This is a genomic window from Flavobacterium lacisediminis, assembly GCF_025909975.1.
In the GTDB taxonomy this organism is placed as follows: domain Bacteria; phylum Bacteroidota; class Bacteroidia; order Flavobacteriales; family Flavobacteriaceae; genus Flavobacterium; species Flavobacterium lacisediminis.
In genome coordinates this window covers 373,332-391,933 of record NZ_JAPCIO010000003.1, presented here as the reverse complement: position 1 = coordinate 391,933, position 18,602 = coordinate 373,332, and the positions used below count along the sequence as shown (strand labels likewise).

The 18,602-nt window shown below is 32.5% G+C and carries 11 protein-coding genes; 7 read left to right on the top strand and 4 right to left on the bottom strand.

Annotation, left to right across the window (positions count from 1 at the left end; translation table 11 throughout):
• Positions 1-2,124: T9SS type A sorting domain-containing protein (locus OJ995_RS07020; RefSeq protein ID WP_489886096.1), on the top strand; the 2,124-nt coding region annotated here is incomplete at its 5' end.
• A gap of 52 nt (positions 2,125-2,176) precedes the next feature.
• Here the strand turns inward: OJ995_RS07020 and OJ995_RS07015 are convergent.
• Together OJ995_RS07015 and gldJ are read right to left on the bottom strand one after the other, a co-directional pair.
• Positions 2,177-3,460, bottom strand: a complete 1,284-nt coding sequence (locus OJ995_RS07015) for a UDP-N-acetylmuramoyl-tripeptide--D-alanyl-D-alanine ligase (RefSeq protein WP_264368766.1) — start codon at positions 3,458-3,460, stop codon at positions 2,177-2,179.
• An 83-nt stretch (positions 3,461-3,543) separates the two neighbouring features.
• Positions 3,544-5,247 carry a gliding motility lipoprotein GldJ gene (gene gldJ / locus OJ995_RS07010; RefSeq protein ID WP_264368762.1) on the bottom strand — a complete coding sequence of 568 codons (1,704 nt, stop codon included), beginning with the start codon at positions 5,245-5,247 and terminating at the stop codon, positions 3,544-3,546.
• A 211-nt stretch (positions 5,248-5,458) separates the two neighbouring features.
• Between gldJ and porU the strand changes: the two genes are divergently transcribed.
• The 6 genes from porU to OJ995_RS06980 all read left to right on the top strand — a co-directional run bounded on the left by porU (position 5,459) and on the right by OJ995_RS06980 (position 14,884).
• Complete coding sequence (porU, locus tag OJ995_RS07005; protein ID WP_264368761.1) at positions 5,459-9,331, top strand: type IX secretion system sortase PorU; 3,873 nt, start codon at positions 5,459-5,461, stop codon at positions 9,329-9,331.
• A gap of 39 nt (positions 9,332-9,370) precedes the next feature.
• Positions 9,371-10,549 (top strand): type IX secretion system outer membrane channel protein PorV, encoded by a 1,179-nt coding sequence (gene porV, locus OJ995_RS07000; RefSeq protein WP_264368760.1) that lies wholly within the window; start codon positions 9,371-9,373, stop codon positions 10,547-10,549.
• Between the two features lie 65 nt (positions 10,550-10,614).
• The gene (gene cdd / locus OJ995_RS06995) at positions 10,615-11,094 is read left to right on the top strand and encodes a cytidine deaminase (RefSeq protein ID WP_264368759.1); all 480 of its coding nucleotides are present in this window, start codon (positions 10,615-10,617) and stop codon (positions 11,092-11,094) included.
• Positions 11,095-11,255: 161 nt separating this feature from the next.
• The gene (gene pdhA / locus OJ995_RS06990; protein ID WP_133609496.1) at positions 11,256-12,254 is read left to right on the top strand and encodes a pyruvate dehydrogenase (acetyl-transferring) E1 component subunit alpha; all 999 of its coding nucleotides are present in this window, start codon (positions 11,256-11,258) and stop codon (positions 12,252-12,254) included.
• Between the two features lie 5 nt (positions 12,255-12,259).
• Positions 12,260-13,852: a dihydrolipoyl dehydrogenase family protein gene (locus tag OJ995_RS06985; protein ID WP_264368758.1), complete on the top strand. Its 1,593-nt coding sequence runs from the start codon at positions 12,260-12,262 to the stop codon at positions 13,850-13,852.
• A 72-nt stretch (positions 13,853-13,924) separates the two neighbouring features.
• A complete protein-coding gene (locus OJ995_RS06980) occupies positions 13,925-14,884 on the top strand; it encodes a M20/M25/M40 family metallo-hydrolase (RefSeq protein ID WP_264368757.1) in 960 nt (319 codons plus the stop codon).
• On the opposite strand, the gene OJ995_RS06975 is transcribed toward OJ995_RS06980, so the two are convergent.
• Together OJ995_RS06975 and OJ995_RS06970 are read right to left on the bottom strand one after the other, a co-directional pair.
• Positions 14,881-15,630, bottom strand: coding sequence for a LytR/AlgR family response regulator transcription factor (locus OJ995_RS06975; protein WP_264368756.1), 750 nt, complete (start codon positions 15,628-15,630; stop codon positions 14,881-14,883). The genes OJ995_RS06980 and OJ995_RS06975 overlap by 4 nt on opposite strands.
• Positions 15,630-18,557 (bottom strand): sensor histidine kinase, encoded by a 2,928-nt coding sequence (locus tag OJ995_RS06970; protein ID WP_264368755.1) that lies wholly within the window; start codon positions 18,555-18,557, stop codon positions 15,630-15,632. Before OJ995_RS06970 ends, OJ995_RS06975 begins: the two co-directional genes overlap by 1 nt.
• Between the last annotated feature and the right edge of the window lie 45 nt (positions 18,558-18,602).

Below are 18,602 nucleotides of genomic sequence, written 5' to 3'. Positions count from 1 at the left end.
TGTACCAATAGTGATGGAGCAGTTGTAACCGTAAATGCTCTTCCAATTGTAGATTGTCCTGATGATTCAATGGATAACTTAGTGCAATGTGGTGTGTCTGCGACTTCAGCTCAAGCTTTAACAAATTCTAGTTTCAATACATGGTTCGGTTCTTTTGCTACATTAAATTCAAGTCTTGAAGTAATTAATATTACTTATGATTATGAACCAAATAGTGCACAACCACCTGCTGGTAATGCTCCTTTGAATCCAACTTTAGGTGTTCCAGGTGTTGTAGAAACATCAGTACTTGTTACATGGTTTGTTAAAGATGAAAACGGATGTGAATCTTCCTGTTCTGCAACATTTGCCTTGTCTTATAACTGTACTATTGGTTGTGAAAATACTATGACTCCAGTACTTTGTTATGGAGCAAATACGGGTAGTATTACAGTCGTAGCACAAGGTGGTACACCTCCATATACCGTTAATTTATTTAGAGCTCCAGATGTAGCTCCATACCGAACAGAGGGGCCATTAAATACAGGAGCTATTAGTGTAGTTTTCGATAATTTACCTGCTGGAACTTATAGTTATTCAGTTACTGATGCTTCAAATGGTGATTCATGTAATAATAATGAGCCTATTGTAATTACTCAGCCTCTAGCCGCCTTATCTAGTATAATAAGCGATGTTGATGTATTGTGTTATGGTGAGGGAACAGGTTCGATTGATTTAACTCCTTCTGGAGGAACTCCTCCTTATACTTATGCATGGACAGCTACAAATGGTGGACAGGTGCCAATAGGTCAAGAAGGTAATCAGGATTTGACTGATTTAATAGCTGGGACTTATAGTGTAATAATTACTGATGCCAACGGAACTACAGGGGGTTGTAGAGCAGAGAATAGCGCTGTAATTAGTCAACCTGATAAGTTAAGTTGTTCAATTGATGTAAATAGTGATGAACAGTGTGCTGGCGGTTTAAATGGTTCTGCAACTGTTAATGTTATAGGTGGAATAGGTGAATATAGTTATTTGTGGGATAACAATGAAACAACTGCGACTGCCTCAGGATTAAGTGGAGGACTACATTCTGTAACTGTTACAGATTCTAACGGTTGTTCTACAACTTGTGAAATTACAATTCAGACAATTCCTTGTGAGGATGGGCATTGTACCTATACTCAGGGTTTTTATGGTAATTATAATGGTTTAGGTTGTACTCCAGATTATGGAATTGTCAATTCACATACTATGATGGTTAATGCACTTAATCAGGTAGGAGGATTATATAATTTTGGAAGTACAAATACAGGGAATTATTTTCAACTAAAATTATCTGATGTTACAGGTGTAGTTAGACCGAAGGATAATAAAATTTATAAAATGCTACCTGGTGGTGGAACTCCAAGAAAATTATCTGGATTTGCAACATACGATGTTTTTTCAACTTGGTCAGATAACGATCCATTAACTGCTACGGGTTCTAAAAAAGGAGCTATCAATAATAATTTATTAAGTCAAACGATGACTCTATTCTTTAACATTCAAATGGATTCATCATTAGCTTTTTTCGAACTTGAATCAAGTTTTGCTACTGCTGCTTCAGTAGAGTGTGGTTCAAATATTCCTAATATGGAAACCATTCAAGTTTTCAATATTCCGCAAGGTATAATTGATTATCTAAGTTTAAATGGCGGTGCTACTGTTGGAAATTTATTTGCCTTAGCTAATAAAGCACTTGGAGGAGAAAATATCGGAGGAATTTCACATTCAAATGTTAATGCTGCCCTTGATGCAATTAATAGAGGATTTGACAAATGTAGAATAAGAGTTGCTATACCAGAATATATTGAAGTTGAAGCTCCTGTTGCTGAAAGTTTAAATATTATAGTTTCTCCAAATCCTTTTAAAGATTATATTAATTTAAATTATTTATTTGAGTATTACTCAAGTGTTGAAATTCAAATTTTTAATTCAAAAGGGGTTTTACTTTATGAATTTAAAGATAATGACGCTTACTATGGTAAAGAAATGCGAATTGATGTAAACTTTAACTATGGAAAAGGGGAGTTGTTTATCATAAAATTGGTTACAAATAAAGAATCAATTATTTTAAAACTAATTTCATCAAATTATTAAGCTAAAACTTATAAAAAAAGAGCTGTCAATCTAGTGCAGCTCTTTTTGTTTTTTAGATAATAGTTAAAATTCGTTCTAATGCCATTCCTCTGGATCCTTTAATAAGAAGTAAACTATTACTTGGTTGGTTCAACTTTAAAAAATCTGAAAATGTCTCAAAATCTTCAAAGAAGTTCATGTGTGAATTATTAATGCGATTACTATAAAAATCTTTTCCAATAAAATAAGTATTAATATTAGTTTCATTAAATAAAATTTCAATGATTTTTTTATGTTCAATCAGGCTTTCCTTACCTAGTTCAAACATGTCTCCTAGTATCGCAATTTTGTTTTTCTTTTCTAATTGTATGAAATTTGCTATGGCGGCCGACATACTGCTTGGATTTGCATTGTAAGCATCTAAAATAATTTCATTCCCATCTTTCTCAATTAATTGTGAACGATTGTTTTCTGGAATGTAATTTTCAATTGCTTCTTTGATTAAATCTTCTGAAACTTTAAAATAGTTTCCGATTGTTATCGCAGCATTGATATTGTTAGCGTTGTAAATTCCGATAAGATGTGATTTAATGATTTGATTATTGAAAAAAATAGTCACCATTGGATTGGCTTCAATTTTTGAGATTTTTAAATCTGAATTTTCATCATTTGTTGAAAATGTATATCTCTCTATTTTTTCAGTTTTTTCTTTTTGAATCGTGTCGTCTAGATTTACAAATGTAATTTTGTTGTTGCTTTTTAGGAAATCATACATTTCGCTTTTGCCTTTGATTACTCCTTCAACACCACCAAACCCTTCTAAATGAGCTTTGCCAAAATTAGTGATATAGCCGTAATCAGGTTTTGCAATTTGGCATAAGAATTCGATTTCTTTTTGATGATTGGCACCCATTTCAACAATACCAATTTCGGTTTCTTTTGTGAATCTTAATAATGTAAGCGGAACTCCAATATGGTTGTTTAAGTTGCCAATAGTTGCTAATGTATTGTATTTTTTTGAAAGCACTGCATGGATTAATTCTTTAGTAGTTGTTTTTCCATTACTTCCCGTTAAGGCTATAATTGGTAAACCAAGATAGCTTCTGTGGAATTTTGCTAATTCTTGTAATGATGTAAGGGAATCTTCAACTAATAAAGTACGCTCGTCTATTTGATACTTTGGGTTGTCAATTATCACATATTTTGCCCCTTTTTCTAAGGCTTCTTTTGCAAAAGTATTAGCGTCAAAGTTTTCTCCTTTAAGTGCAATAAATAGTGAGTCTTTTTCTATTTTACGAGTGTCTATTGAAACACTAGAGCAATTTAAAAACAAAGTATGTAAAGAGGCGATTGTGATCATGTGTGTTTTTTTAAATCGAAACGAAGATAAAAAAAAGCCCTTTCAAACGAAAGGGCTTTTTTAAGTATTTTGTATGAAAATTATTTTTTAGGATTTCCTCTAGGAGTCTTTTTGTTTGACTTAGGACCTACTTTAGACATTGCACATCTAAATCCGATATAGTCTGTAGCCATATCTTGAGGGAAGAATCTTCTAGAAGCAGGGTCTAACCAGTAAGCTCTATCTCTCCATGAACCTCCTTTGTAAACTCTAACATTGTCATCTACTAATGTAGTTCTTTTGCTAGATTTATCAAATTTCTTATTCATTTTACCTAAGCTATCTGCTGAAATAGAGTGCTTAGGAGCTTCGTACATTCTGAATTTTTCTTCACTTCCTCCTTCACTTCCTTCTTCTGAATCGTTAAATTTATAGTAGCGAGTAGATTGTCTATCACCATCTCTATAATTTCTGTTATCAGAAGTTGAGAATTGAGTTCTTAAATAAGTTTCGTTTTCATCAACTGGTACTTGAGCAATTTGACCAGGGAAATTTCTAGCCATAATTCTACCATTACTTAAAGTATCGTAAGTAATGTTGTCAGAAGTTACTAATTCAACAACTCCATCTTCACCAATTTTATTTTTAGTATAAACGTTACCTCTAAAGTAGTTGAAGTCATTTGCTTCATCATCAACCATAGGTCTATAAACGTCTTGTACCCACTCAGCTACGTTACCAGCCATGTCGTATAATCCGAAATCATTTGGTGCATAACTTTTTACTTTATTAGTAATGTCAGCTCCGTCATCAGACCAACCTGCAATTCCTCCGTAATCCCCTTTACCTTGTTTAAAGTTGGCTAATTGGTCACCTCTGTATTGTCTTTTAGACGAACGAGTATATTGACCACTCCATGGGTATTTCTTTTGTCCTTTGTAAATGTTGTATTCTCTGTTTCCAACTAAAGCTACAGCAGCATATTCCCACTCAGCTTCTGTTGGTAATCTGTATTCTGGTAAAATTAAACCAGAACTTCTTTGAGCATATACGTTTTTAGCAGTATCTGCAGCTGGTCTTCTACCTCCACCCATTTCTTTTTTCAATACAACTTCTTCATTACCTCCAAATGATTTAGATGGAGTATTGATATAAGTTTCAGTACTGAAAGAGTTTTCAGCAGTTACATCAGAACCTAATTTGATTTTGTTATCTTTTTTAAGGTAACCTTCACGCTCTAAAATATTCTCATTTACACGGTCAGTTCTCCATTTACTAAATTCAACAGCTTGAATCCAGTTAACTCCAACTACAGGGTAGTCAGCGTAAGCTGGGTGTCTTAAGTAGTTGTTAGTCATCGTTTCGTTATAACCTAAACGATTTCTCCATACTAGAGTATCTGGAATTGCTCCGTTGTAGATATGTTTGTAATTTTCTTCTGTTGGAGGAAATACAGTTTTTACCCAAAATAAGTATTCAGAATACATTTTGTTTGTAACTTCTGTTTCATCCATGAAGAAAGATTGTACGTGTTGTTGATTTGGAGAGTTATTCCAATCATGCATAACATCGTCTTGTACTTTACCCATTGTAAAAGTACCACCTTCTACTGAGATCATCCCTGGAGGGGTTTCTTGTTGCTTAAACTTGTCGTTAAACTGAAATCCACCTTTTTTGTCATTGATTTTCCATCCCGTAGCAGTAGAACCACCTTTTGTGCTTCCTTTTTTGCTACAACCAGTAAAACCTAATGCCAGTGCTAATACTACTAACACTTTTAAAGCCATAATTTTCTTAATTTTCATACTTTAGTAGGTAATAAATTTAGTGTCGCAAGATAATAATTATGAATTAAAATGCAACATGTTTTTAAAATTTTGTAAAAAAAAATTAATGTTATGTTAAAATCCTTTCTCTTACAACGTTTTAAGCTAAGTTTTATTGTAAAAAATTAGAATAAACTAAATATTTTTTTTCTCTTTGTAATATATAGGTGTTAATCACGTTTTATAGCTAATGAAAAAGACTACTTTATTTTTGTTTTTATTTTATTTTACGTTTGCTAAAGCTCAGCAATCGGAGAAAGTTTCGATTAATTGGAATTCGAGCGTGGATTATAATATTGGGGAAGCCACAATAAAAGTACCGCAATTTGATTTAGAGTTTTATGATATTGATATTCCTTTGAAGAAAATTCAGTATAGAAAAATTGTTTCTGTCTCTGCTCTTACTAATTCTTCAAGTCTTGTTATTTCAAATGTGATTTATCAAACCATGACTGAATCTGAACTTTTCGATTTAAATAAATCGCTTATTCCAAATAAAATTCAGGCGTCTTTAGAAGTTGTTCGTGCTCGTGATGATTATAAAGGGTTGCTTATTGTTAGTCCAATCATTAAAGAAGCTAATATTTATAAAAGAGTTATTTCATTTTCTTACTCTTTTCAAAATACTCAATCCAACAGAAATCAAAATCCAAATGTAGTTCAATCTATTTCTAATTCCGTTTTGGCAACTGGAAGTTGGTATCGCTTTTATGTTGAGAAATCGGGTATTTATAAAATTTCTAAATCATTTCTGCAAAGCCTAGGTTTCAATGTAAATGTTGATCCTAGAAATATTAAAATTTATGGAAATGGAGGTAGGATGTTGCCTTTGAATAATTCCTTGCCTTATTCTGATGATTTAGTTGAAAATGCTATTCAGTTTTCGGGTGAAGATGATGGTGTTTTTGATAACAATGACTATATTTTATTTTATGCCGAGGGAGTCGATACTTGGAATACGGAAAGTTTAACTAGTGTGAATTTATTTGCCGACAAGTCATATTATTATGTAACGTCTTCTGGTGGAGCAGGAAAAAGAATTCAATTAGCGACAGAACCATCAGGAACACCAACTCTTAATTTTTCTAAGTTTGATGATGTTTTATATTATGAAAAAGATTTAGTCAACGTTGGTAAAGTAGGTAGAAGATGGTTTGGGGAGCAATTTAATATTACAAATGAACAAACTTTTGATTTTACTATTCCAAATTTAGATAATGTAACACCGATTTCTATTTATGTAAATACAGCTTCTAAGTCTTTTGGGAATTCATCATTTGCTTTTAAAGTGAATAATCAGGATATTGGATCTATAAATTTTCCAGCTTTAGTTGCTTTTAGTGGTGTTGAAGGTTATGAGTCTGCAATTAATAATTCTATTTCTGTTACTTCAAACACAATTAGTGTAAAATTGACTTACAATAATGGAGGTGTTCCTAGTTCAAATGGGTATTTAGATTTTATTAAAATTTCTTCTAAACGTAACCTTGTTGGTTTTGGTAAACAATTTTCGTTTTTTAATAATGACGAACAAAATAATGTTGGAATAGGGCAATATACCATTACAACGGCTGCTAATATTCCTCAGGTTTGGGATGTAACAGATTTATCAAATGTTGCTAAGTATGAGAATACTGCGGGTGCTACTTTTTCTTTCAAAGTAAATTTAGGTAATCAGAGAAAATATGTTGCACTAGATTTGTCAGATACTTATGTCCCTTTGAAGGAAGCTAATAGTGTAGTTCAAAACCAAAACATAAAAGGGACAATTTTTAATAATAATCAAGGTAATTTTCAAGATATTGATTATTTAATTATAACTCCTCAATTCTTAATTACTCAAGCTGAACGTTTGGCAGATTTTCATAGAAATAATTCGGGATTAAGTGTACGAGTTATTACGTTGGAAAAAATTTACCAAGAATTTTCCTCTGGTAAGCAAGATATTGCGGCTATTCGTAATTTGATTAAATATGTATATTGGAATGCCTCAGTACCAGACAAGAGAGTTAAATATGTAAATCTATTTGGGGATGCTTCGTACGATTATAAAAGCAGACTTTTTAGTAATACTAATATAGTTCCTGTTTTTCATGGTTTCAATCCTTTTTCTTCTGATATCAATAATATTTCTAATATGTCATTGTATTCGTCATTTATGTCGGATGATTTTTATGGATTAATGGATGGTGGTGAAGGACAAATGAATGGTGGTTTTGACGGGATTGATATTGCTGTTGGGCGAATGTTGGTTTCTAATATTGGTCAAGCTAAGGAAATGGTGGATAAAGTAGTGGAGTATCATGATGAGCAATCCTATGGTAGATGGCGAAATAATTATGTAATCTATTCAGATGATGCTGATAATACAACCGATGCCACGCTTCAGTTTGGATTGGATAATTTGGCTAATACATTAACAACACAAAAACCTTTTGTAAATGTCAAAAAAATACATGCCGATGCTTATATCCAACAAGTGGCAGCTGGTGGTGAACGTTATCCTGAAGCGAAAAATGATTTTTTAGATGCTTTGGAGCAAGGTGCGTTAGTGTTTAATTATTTTGGTCATGGAAATGAGGAAGCATTAGCTAGGGAACGTTTATTTGAAAAAATTGACGCTCAAAATTTGACCAATCGTTACAGATATCCACTTTTTATTACAATAACTTGCGAATTCACACGTTTTGATGATCCAAACCGTTTTACCGGAGGTGAATATATGTATTGGAATAAAAGCGGTGGAGCAATTGCTTTAGCAGCTACAACCCGGCAAATTGGTGTAACAACTGGTTTTGTGATGAATAATTATTTGAGCGAATATTTGTATGCATTTGGTTCTACAAATTATCCAACAATTTCAGAAGCGCTTCGATTAACAAAATTAGCAACAACTTCTGATAATAGAAGAGTAGTTTCTTTTATTGGTGATCCTGCAGTTAAGCTTGCGATTCCTAGACCTAAAGTTGTATTAACAAAAGTAAATGATGTTCCTGTAAATCAGCCATTGCCAGTATTGCAAGCCTTGAGTTTAGTTAAAATTACAGGTGAGGTTTGGGATGAAAATGATGCAGTAATTTCAAATTATAATGGTGATTTAGCTGTGCAAATTTTTGACAAAGATATTAACAGAAGTACGTTGGGGAATAATGGTGTTACTAATGGAAGCGGACTTATAATAATGAATTTTGTAACTTTAGGAGAAACTGTTTTTAGAGGAAATGCTTCGGTGGTTAATGGTCAGTTTGAGTTTAGTTTTGTGGTGCCTCAAGATATTAGAGTGCCAGTAGGAAATGGAAAGATTAGTTTTTATGCTAAACGCGATGCGCCTAATTTAGATAATCAAACAGGTTTTGATAAAACAATCCAAATTGGAGGTGTTAACGTAAATGCTCCTACAGATTCTAATCCGCCTACAGTGCAATTGTATATGAATGACGAAAGTTTTGCTTCTGGCGGAATTACAAATTGTTCGCCTTATTTGATTGCTATTTTGAAAGATGAAAATGGGATCAATACGGCTAGTGGAATTGGTCACGATATAGTGGCTATTTTAGATGGTGACGAATCTAATCCGTATGTGTTGAATGAGTATTATGAAACAGAAAATGATGATTATACAACTGGAAAAGTAAGATTTCCATTCCGAGATTTAACGCCAGGAATGCATACAATTTTATTTAAAGCCTGGGATGTATACAACAATCTAGTAACTGCAGAAATTCAGTTTAATGCGGTTTGTTCAGATGAGGGTTTACGTATTGAAAAAGTATTGAATTATCCTAATCCGTTTGTGAGTTATACCGAATTTTGGTTTAGCCATAATATGCCATTTGAGCCCTTAGATGTTCAGGTTCAAATTTTAACTATTTCTGGGAAATTAGTAAAAACAATAAACCAGCAAGTTATAACTGATGGTTTTTTATGTAGAGAAATTACTTGGGATGGGAAAGATGATTTTGGTGATAAGATAGGAAAAGGCGTTTATGTATACAAACTAACAGTTCGGTCAACAACAACAGGTAAATCGGTAGAAAAATTCGAGAAACTTGTAATCCTATAATAAAATACTATATTTGTCAAATTAATATTAATGAAAAAAATGAGAAAAATTGCTTTATTATTAGCCGTTTTAGCGGTTAGTCAATATGCAAAAGCACAAGAAGATAATCGTGTTATTACTACAGGAGTTCCATTCTTACTTATAGCTGCTGATGCGCGTTCTGCGGGTATGGCTGATATGGGGGTAGCAACATCTACTGATGCTTTTTCACAACAATATAATCCAGCAAAGTATGCTTTTTCTTTAGATAAGCAAGGTTTTTCTGTGAGTTATACGCCTTATCTTACCAGTATTGCAAACGATATTTCACTTGGTCAATTAACTTATTATAATAAAATTAATGAAAGAAGTGCTTTTGCTGGTTCTTTCCGTTTTTTTGGATTAGGAGACATTGAATTAAGAGAAACAGGTGATCCTAATGAAATTCCAAGAACTGTAAATCCAAATGAATTAGCATTAGATGGTTCTTATTCGCTAAAACTAAGCGAAAGATTTTCTATGGCAGTTGGAGGTCGATATATTCGTTCAAATTTAAAAATTGCTGACGCAAGTACAGATGCATCTTCAGCTTCAACTTTTGCAGTTGATATTGCAGGTTATTATCAATCTGAAGAAGTTGCGTATGATGATTTTAATGGAAGATGGAGAGCTGGTTTCAATTTTCAAAATATGGGACCAAAAATAAGTTATGATAATGATGATTTAAATGATAATTTCTTACCTGCAAATATGCGTCTTGGTGGAGGTTTTGATTTTATTTTTGATGAATATAATAAGGTTAGTGTTAGTGCTGAAGTTACTAAGTTATTAGTGCCAACACCTCAAGAAGTTAAAGATTTTGATGATGATGGAGATATTGATAGTTCTGATTATGCAGAAGCAAATAGTAGATATAGAAAAACAAGTTGGGTAAGTGGTATTTTTAAATCATTTAACGATGCTCCTGATGGTTTTTCTGAAGAGTTAAAAGAGTTTACTTGGGCTTTAGGTGCAGAATATTGGTATCAAGACTCATTTGCATTGCGAATGGGGTATTTTAATGAAAATGAATTAAAAGGAGCAAGAAAGTATTTTACTTTAGGAGCAGGTTTCAAATATAATATTGTCAAAATTGATGTGTCGTATTTGTTTTCTACTTCAACAGTGAAAAATCCATTAGAAAATACGTTGCGTTTCTCACTTACCTTTAATTTTGGTGATAAATACGATGAACTTTAAACAAAAAATAAATTAATAAACAATCCAAATTCTTATTTTAGAATTTGGATTTTTTTTCCTTACATATGAAGCAAATTTCAATAAACACGACCATTTCGGTACTTTTAAAAGAAGAATTATCTCAAGAGGAGGCAACATTAATGATGCAAGCGGTAGAAGCTAGAAGTAAAGCTTACGCACCTTATTCAAAGTTTACTGTGGGTGCAGCTATTCTTTTGGATAACGGAATTGTAGTTCAAGGTTCAAATCAAGAAAATGCAGCTTACCCTTCAGGCTTGTGTGCTGAGCGTGTAGCAATTTTTTATGCAGGGGCAACCTATCCAGATGCAAAAATTGTAAAAATGTTTATTACGGCATCTCCGCAAGATAGAGATTTAGAAGAGCCAATTCCACCTTGCGGAAGCTGTAGGCAAGCAATCGCAGAATACGAATTCAAACAAGATATTCCAATTGCTATTTTCTTTATGGGAGCAAAAGGCGATATTTATAAGTCAGATTCATTAAAAAATCTACTGCCTTTGGTTTTCGATAAAAATCATCTATAACGATTTCGTAACTTTTTTTATCGATTTTGTTATAAAAAATACAAAAATCGTAGAATTTAATTTTTTCAATCAGGTTCTATGTAGTATTTTTGCTGTTCGTAAAATTGTGATTGATAAATAATGCCTTTCACAATTCAATTGTATTAAAAAAACAAACTAAAATGAAACCAATTACAAGAGAAGTTTACCTAAAGTGGTATGAAGACATGCTATTTTGGAGAAAGTTTGAAGATAAACTTGCAGCTGTTTATATCCAACAAAAAGTTAGAGGATTTTTGCACCTATACAATGGTCAAGAAGCAGTTTTAGCTGGGGCTTTGCACGCAATGGACTTGTCTAAAGATAAAATGATTACCGCTTACCGTAACCACGTTCAGCCAATTGGAATGGGTGTAGACCCAAGAAAAGTTATGGCAGAATTATACGGAAAAGCTACAGGTACTTCAAAAGGTATGGGTGGATCTATGCATATTTTCTCTAAAGAACATGGTTTTTATGGAGGTCACGGAATTGTAGGAGCACAAATTCCAGTAGGGGCAGGTATTGCTTTTGCTGATAAATATTTCAATACTGGCGGAGTTACCTTAACTTATTTTGGAGATGGTGCTGCGCGTCAAGGTTCATTACATGAGGCTTTCAATATGGCAATGTTATGGAAATTACCAGTAGTATTCATCGTTGAAAATAACGGTTATGCTATGGGAACTTCTGTAGAAAGAACTGCTAACCATACTGATATTTGGAAACTAGGTTTAGGATACGAAATGCCTTGCGGACCAGTTGATGGAATGAATCCAGTGAAAGTAGCAGAAGCTATGCATGAAGCTATGGAAAGAGCACGTCGTGGAGACGGACCAACTTTCTTAGAAATGAAAACTTACCGTTACAGAGGACACTCAATGTCTGATGCACAATTATACAGAACAAAAGAGGAAGTGGAAGAATACAAAAAAATCGACCCAATTACTCAAGTTCTTGATATTATCAAAGAAAATAACTACGCTACAGAAGCTGAAATCGAAACAATCGATCAAAGAGTAGCTGATTTAGTAGCTGAATGTGAAAAATTCGCAGAGGATTCTCCGTTCCCAGAAGTAAATCAGTTATATGATGTAGTGTACGAACAAGAAAATTATCCTTTCATCCCACATAAATTATAAGAACTATGGCACAAATTATAACAATGCCCCGTTTGAGTGATACGATGACAGAAGGAGTTGTAGCAACTTGGCTAAAAAAAGTGGGTGATACAATCAAAACTGGCGATATTTTAGCCGAAATTGAAACGGATAAAGCTACAATGGAGTTTGAATCATTTCATGATGGTGTTTTATTACACATTGGAATTCAAGAAGGACAATCAGCTCCAGTGGATTCTTTATTAGCTATTATTGGAAAAGAAGGCGAAGATATTTCGGCTTTATTAAGTGGAGGTAATGCTACTGAAACTAAAGAAGAAAAAGTAGTTGAAGAAGCAAAACCAACTTCTGCTGCAGTTGAAATTCCAGCTGGTGTAAAAGTAGTAACAATGCCTCGTTTGTCTGATACCATGACAACAGGTACAGTTGCAACTTGGTTAAAGAAGGTAGGAGATACTGTAAAAGAAGGTGATATTTTAGCTGAAATCGAAACGGATAAAGCTACTATGGAATTCGAATCTTTTAATGCAGGAACTTTATTATATATCGGAGTACAAGAAGGTGATTCTGCTCCAGTAGATACCATCTTAGCAATTTTAGGACCAGCAGGAACTGACGTTTCAGGAATTGCGGCTAATTATAAAGTTGGTGCTGTTGTTGAAGCTCCAAAAGCAGAAGAAGTAAAAGAAGTTGCTCAAGCAGTTGTAGTAACAGAACAAGCTACTTCAGGTAGAGTTTTTGCTTCTCCATTAGCTAAAAAAATTGCGCAAGATAAAGGAATCAACTTGTCTCAAGTAAAAGGTTCAGGTGAAAATGGAAGAATTGTAAAATCGGATGTAGAGAATTTCTCTCCATCTGCCGTTGCAACTCCAACTCAAGCCGTTGCAGAAGCTACAAGTGCAGTTGCAGCTGTGAAACCATTTGTTCCAGCAGGAGAAGTTTTCCAAGAAGAAATCAAAAATTCGCAAATGCGTAAAACCATTGCGAGAAGATTATCAGAATCTAAATTTACAGCACCGCATTATTATTTAACTATCGAGTTAGATATGGACAATGCTATTGCTTCAAGAAATATGATTAACGGATTGCCAGAAACGAAAGTTTCCTTCAATGATATGGTAATCAAAGCAAGTGCGATGGCATTGAAAAAACATCCACAAGTAAATTCACAATGGAGAGAAGATGCAATGGTAATCAATCACCACGTGAATATTGGTGTTGCAGTAGCAGTTGAAGACGGATTAATGGTTCCAGTATTGAAATTTACAGACCAAATGAGTTTAACTCAAATTGGTGCTAACGTCAAAGATTTAGCTGGAAAAGCAAAATCTAAGAAAATTCAACCAGCTGAAATGGAAGGAAGTACGTTTACAATTTCTAACTTAGGAATGTTCGGAATTCAATCGTTTACTTCTATTATCAACCAACCAAATTCTGCTATTTTATCTGTTGGTGCTATTATTGAAAAACCAGTAGTTAAAAACGGACAAATCGTAGTTGGAAACACAATGACAGTTACTTTAGCTTGCGACCACAGAACAGTGGACGGAGCAACAGGAGCTCAATTCTTACAAACGTTCAAAGCGTTTATGGAAAATCCAGTAACGATGTTAGCATAATAAGTGTTAAATTTATCATACAAAATCCCGATTTATTCGGGATTTTTTTATTTTTACTTAAAACTACATGCTATGAAAAAATTCTTGTTACTAATTTCTTTTGTTGGATTGTCATTGAATGCACAAACCAATGTTACTTCGAAAAATATTTCAAAGGTAAACTATCAAGTTGCTGAAGAAAATGTAATTAAAACCTTGTCTTATTTAACTTCGGATGAATTAGAAGGAAGAGATTCTGGTAGCGAAGGAATTGAGAAAGCTGCGGTTTATTTAGAAAATCTATTAAAAGAAAATGGAGTAAAGCCTTATTTTAAAACGTATCGCGATACCTTATCGAATTTTGACAAACCGGCTTTTAATATTGTAGGTTATATAGAAGGAACCGATAAAAAATTGAAAAATGAGTTTGTGGTAATCGGAGCGCATTATGATCATATCGGAATGTTGCAAAATGGTGTTAATGGCGATGTAATTGTAAATGGCGCAAACGACAACGCAACTGGAACAACTGCCGTGACTGAAGTAGCTAAATATTTTGCCAAGTTTAAAAACAACAAACGAAGTATTCTTTTTGTGTTCTTTTCTGCAGAGGAAAAAGGCCTTTTAGGTTCGAAACATTTGGCAGCCAAATTGAAAGAACAAAAAATGGATTTGTATTTCATGTTCAATTTTGAAATGATTGGTGTGCCAATGAAAGACAAAGGAATGGATTTCTATCTAACAGGTTTTGGAAAATCGAATATGGCAACCAAAATGAACGAATATGCTGGAGAAAAATTGGTCGGATATTTACCAATTGAAACAAAATATATGCTATTCAGAGCTTCAGATAATTATCCATTTTTCACCGAGTTTAATGTGCCGGCGCAAACCGTTTCTACATTTGATTTTGAAAATTTTGAATTCTATCACCAACCTGATGATGAGTTTGAATTGATGGATACGAAACACATGACCAATGTAATTTCAAAAACAATTCCGGTTTTAGAACAAATGATTAATGCGTCTAAAAAAGAAATTAAATTGAATTAAATTCCGTTCATTCGATTCAAAATTTCTAATAAACTCGCTTTCTTTCTTTTGGAAACGGGTAACGAACTTTTGTCGCTCATTACCACATAGCCTCCATCTTTAAAAATAAAACTGGTAAGATGGTTGAGGTTGATTATATGTGAATGATGTATGCGCTCAAAACCATTATTACAAAGTAAATCTTCAAATTCTTTCAACGGCTTTGAAATGAGTAGTTTCTTTCCATCGATGAAGTGAATGTGTGTGTAATTTCCTTCTGAAGTACATTTTAAGATGGATTTTATTTCATGAATAAAAATACCTTGAGAAGTTTGTAATGCTATGCGCTTATTTTGATTTTGAAGCGATTGATTTTTAATAAAATTCTCAATTTGAACCTGAACTTCGGAGGAGTTTATGGTTTTTGCTTTGGCTACAGCTGCTTTTAATTCATCGCCATTTATAGGTTTTAATAGATAATCTAAAGCACTAAATTTAATTGCATTAATCGCATATTGACTATAAGCTGTAGTGAAAATTACATGAAATTCACCTTTTTGAAACGCTTCTAAAATTTCAAAACCAAGTCCGTCTGTTAATTGAATGTCTAAGAAAACCAATTCAGGTTTGTTCTCTTTTATTAACTGAATGGCTTCATCAACACTTCCAGAAGTTCCAATGACTTTTAATTCTGGACAGTAGCGATTTATATCGGCCATTAAGGCTGAAATTGCTTGTATTTCGTCTTCAATTATAATTGTTTTCATTACCAAATGGTTTTATATGGAATTTGTATAATTACCTTCGTTCCAGATGAATTTCCTAAACTATCTGTTATTTCATTTATTTCAAAAATCACTTCAGTCGCTTCTTCATTTTCTATTAAGGCTAGTCTTTCTTTTGTTATTGAAATTGCTTTTGATTCGTGTTGGCGTTGCCTTTGTTTTTCTAATGATGCTTTAATTCCAATTCCGTTATCAATAACTTGACATAAAAGCGATTTTTCATTTTTGGTAAACGAAATGGTAAGTTGACCATGTTCTTTTTTTGGAGCTAAGCCATGAATAATCGCGTTTTCAACAATAGGTTGTAATAGTAAGGTTGGAATTGCAGTGTCTTCTAAATTGATTTTCGGGTCAATTGAAATGTCATAATCAAAAACATTTTTATAGCGAATTTGAGTCAATTCAATATACAATTTTAGCATTTTCACTTCGGTTCCTAATGGAATTGTTTGTTCGGTGTTTTCTAATAACATACGAAGCAACATCGAAAATTTCGAAATATAATCTCCCGCTTTTTCATCATTTCCTTCCGAATAATAGCCTTTAATCGTATTCAAAGCATTAAAAATAAAATGCGGATTCATTTGCATTCGTAACGCTTTTTGTTCCAATTCAATCATTTGTTTTTCTAGATTGGCTTTGTCGCGTTCCATTTCAATTTGATGGCGCTCTGTTTCAAATTTTTGATTTAAACTATGAATCCTTTTTTTCCAAATAATAAAAAATGCCAATCCAAAAACACCAAATAGAACTGCTAAAAACCAATAGGTTTTCCAAAAAGGCTTTCGGATAGTGAAAGCTATTTTTTCAATTTTACTTTTTACTCCAGAAGCATTGGTAGCATAAATTTGAAATTCGTAATCACCGGGTTCTAATCCTTGATAATTAATTTGACGTGTTTTTGTGGTACTCCATTTTTCGTTTTGTTTGCCTAATTTAAAAAAGTAGGTGATGTTCTTTTGTGAGTTAAATGAAAGTCCAGTGTAGTTTATGCTAATATCGTTTTCAGAATATCGAAACGATAATTCGGGTTTCATAGCTGTGTTTTTGCCATTTACTAAGAATTCTTCGATTTTTAGATTTGGAATTATTGTACTCGATTGTAAGGAATTAATATCGAGATATAGCAAACCATCATCTGAAGCCAAGAATAAATTGGATTCAATAATTTCGGTATCGTTAACTTTTAGATTTTCTATACCAATGAATTTGTTTAAGTTTTCAAAAGTGAATTTTCCATTAGTAAAAGTAATTTGATTCACGCCTAAATTAGTGCTAATAAGTAATGAATTTGGGCGAAATCCTATTTTAATTGAATATAAAATATTGCTATTTAATCCATCTTTTTTGGTAAAATGTTGGATGAGTTTGTCGTTCTGAAAAACAAATAATCCATTAGAATTAGTAGCAACAAAAAGTAAATTCGTTGCTTTGTCAAAATATAATTTTGAAATTATGGTTTGGGTTTTCGGATAGTTTTCAGATAAATAAATTGGTTTGTTGTTTACAATCTTATAAATGCCATTGTTTGTTCCTGCCCAAATGGTTTTATCATTTCTAATTAATGAATTAGTTCGTTCCTTTAAAACAACTCTTTTGTCAAACGAATAAAGATCATAATTAGAAAGTTTGTCAATTTCTTTTTTTGGAATTTTTAATAGATAATTGGCACCAATCCATAAATCACCAAATTCATCTTCAACTATCGATTTTGCGCCAATAAATGGGATGTTTTTATTCTTTTCACCTTGAATTAAAATTGCGTGCTTTCCAATGATGTATTGATTTTTATTTGAAAAATAAATCTGAAAAATATAGTTTTTAGATTGGATGCTTGATTTAGCATCAAAACTTTTAAGATCTTTTGACTTATCAACTTTATAGAACAAGTCATTAGCCGTTCCACACCATAAGTTTCCAAATTCATCTTTAGTTAAGCAAGTTGAAATTAACGATTCATTAGTGTTGGATTTTAATATTTTAGCTGTTGTATTTGGAATATAGTAAAGTCCATTATCAAGAGTTGTAATCCAAATTCTGTTTTCAAAATCTCGTTGAACACTTGAAATAGCGTTTTCTTTAAAGAAAATTTCAAAATTTGGTTTTAGGTTGTTTAAATCATTCACATAAACACCGTTTCGTGTGCCAACCCAAATTTTGTTATCCTTATCTATAGACAAACTAATTATGCCAGTTTCAGGAACAGGAACGTCAAATAATTTGGTGCAAACATTATTCTTGATAGTATAAATCGCATTTAGGTGTGAAAAATAGAGCGTATTGTCCTTAAGAATAGAGCGTACGATTACAAATCCGTTTAATTTTTTTTGAGGTAATTTTTTAATTAATTTAAACTTGTTGTTGTGAATTCCGGTAGGATTAATGAAGTAGTCTATATTGTTTTGGATGTAATGTAATATGATTTGTTTTCCATTAATAAAGGTATTTGTGTTTTTTTTGAAGTTCAAAATTCTAACATTACCATTAGAATAAATTACAATGATTTCCCCTTTTGTGTTTTCAGAAATACGCGAAATGTAGCCGTTTTTTTGATTGGTTTTTAAGAGAGCAAAATTAGATTCGTTAAAGATTTTGTTGTCTAATAAAAATGAAATTTTACCATTATATGCGAGAAACCAAATACGCCCTTTTGAATCCTGAAAGCAGCTAAAATTTTCATTATCAGCTAATCCATCTTCAGTACTTAATAAGGAAAACGAATAACCATCATATTTTAAAATTCCTAAATCACTTGCAAACCATTGGTAACCATTTTTGTCTTGTAGTGAATGGTAAATATTTAATGAAGGCAATCCATCTTTTCTTCCAAAAGAAACGTGATAAGGTTCTTGAGAAAGAGCAATTTGCGTGAATAATAATAAGAAAATATAAAGTTGTTTAAAATGCATTTTTGTTGCTTATGATAACAAATGTAAAATATTTAATTTACTTGA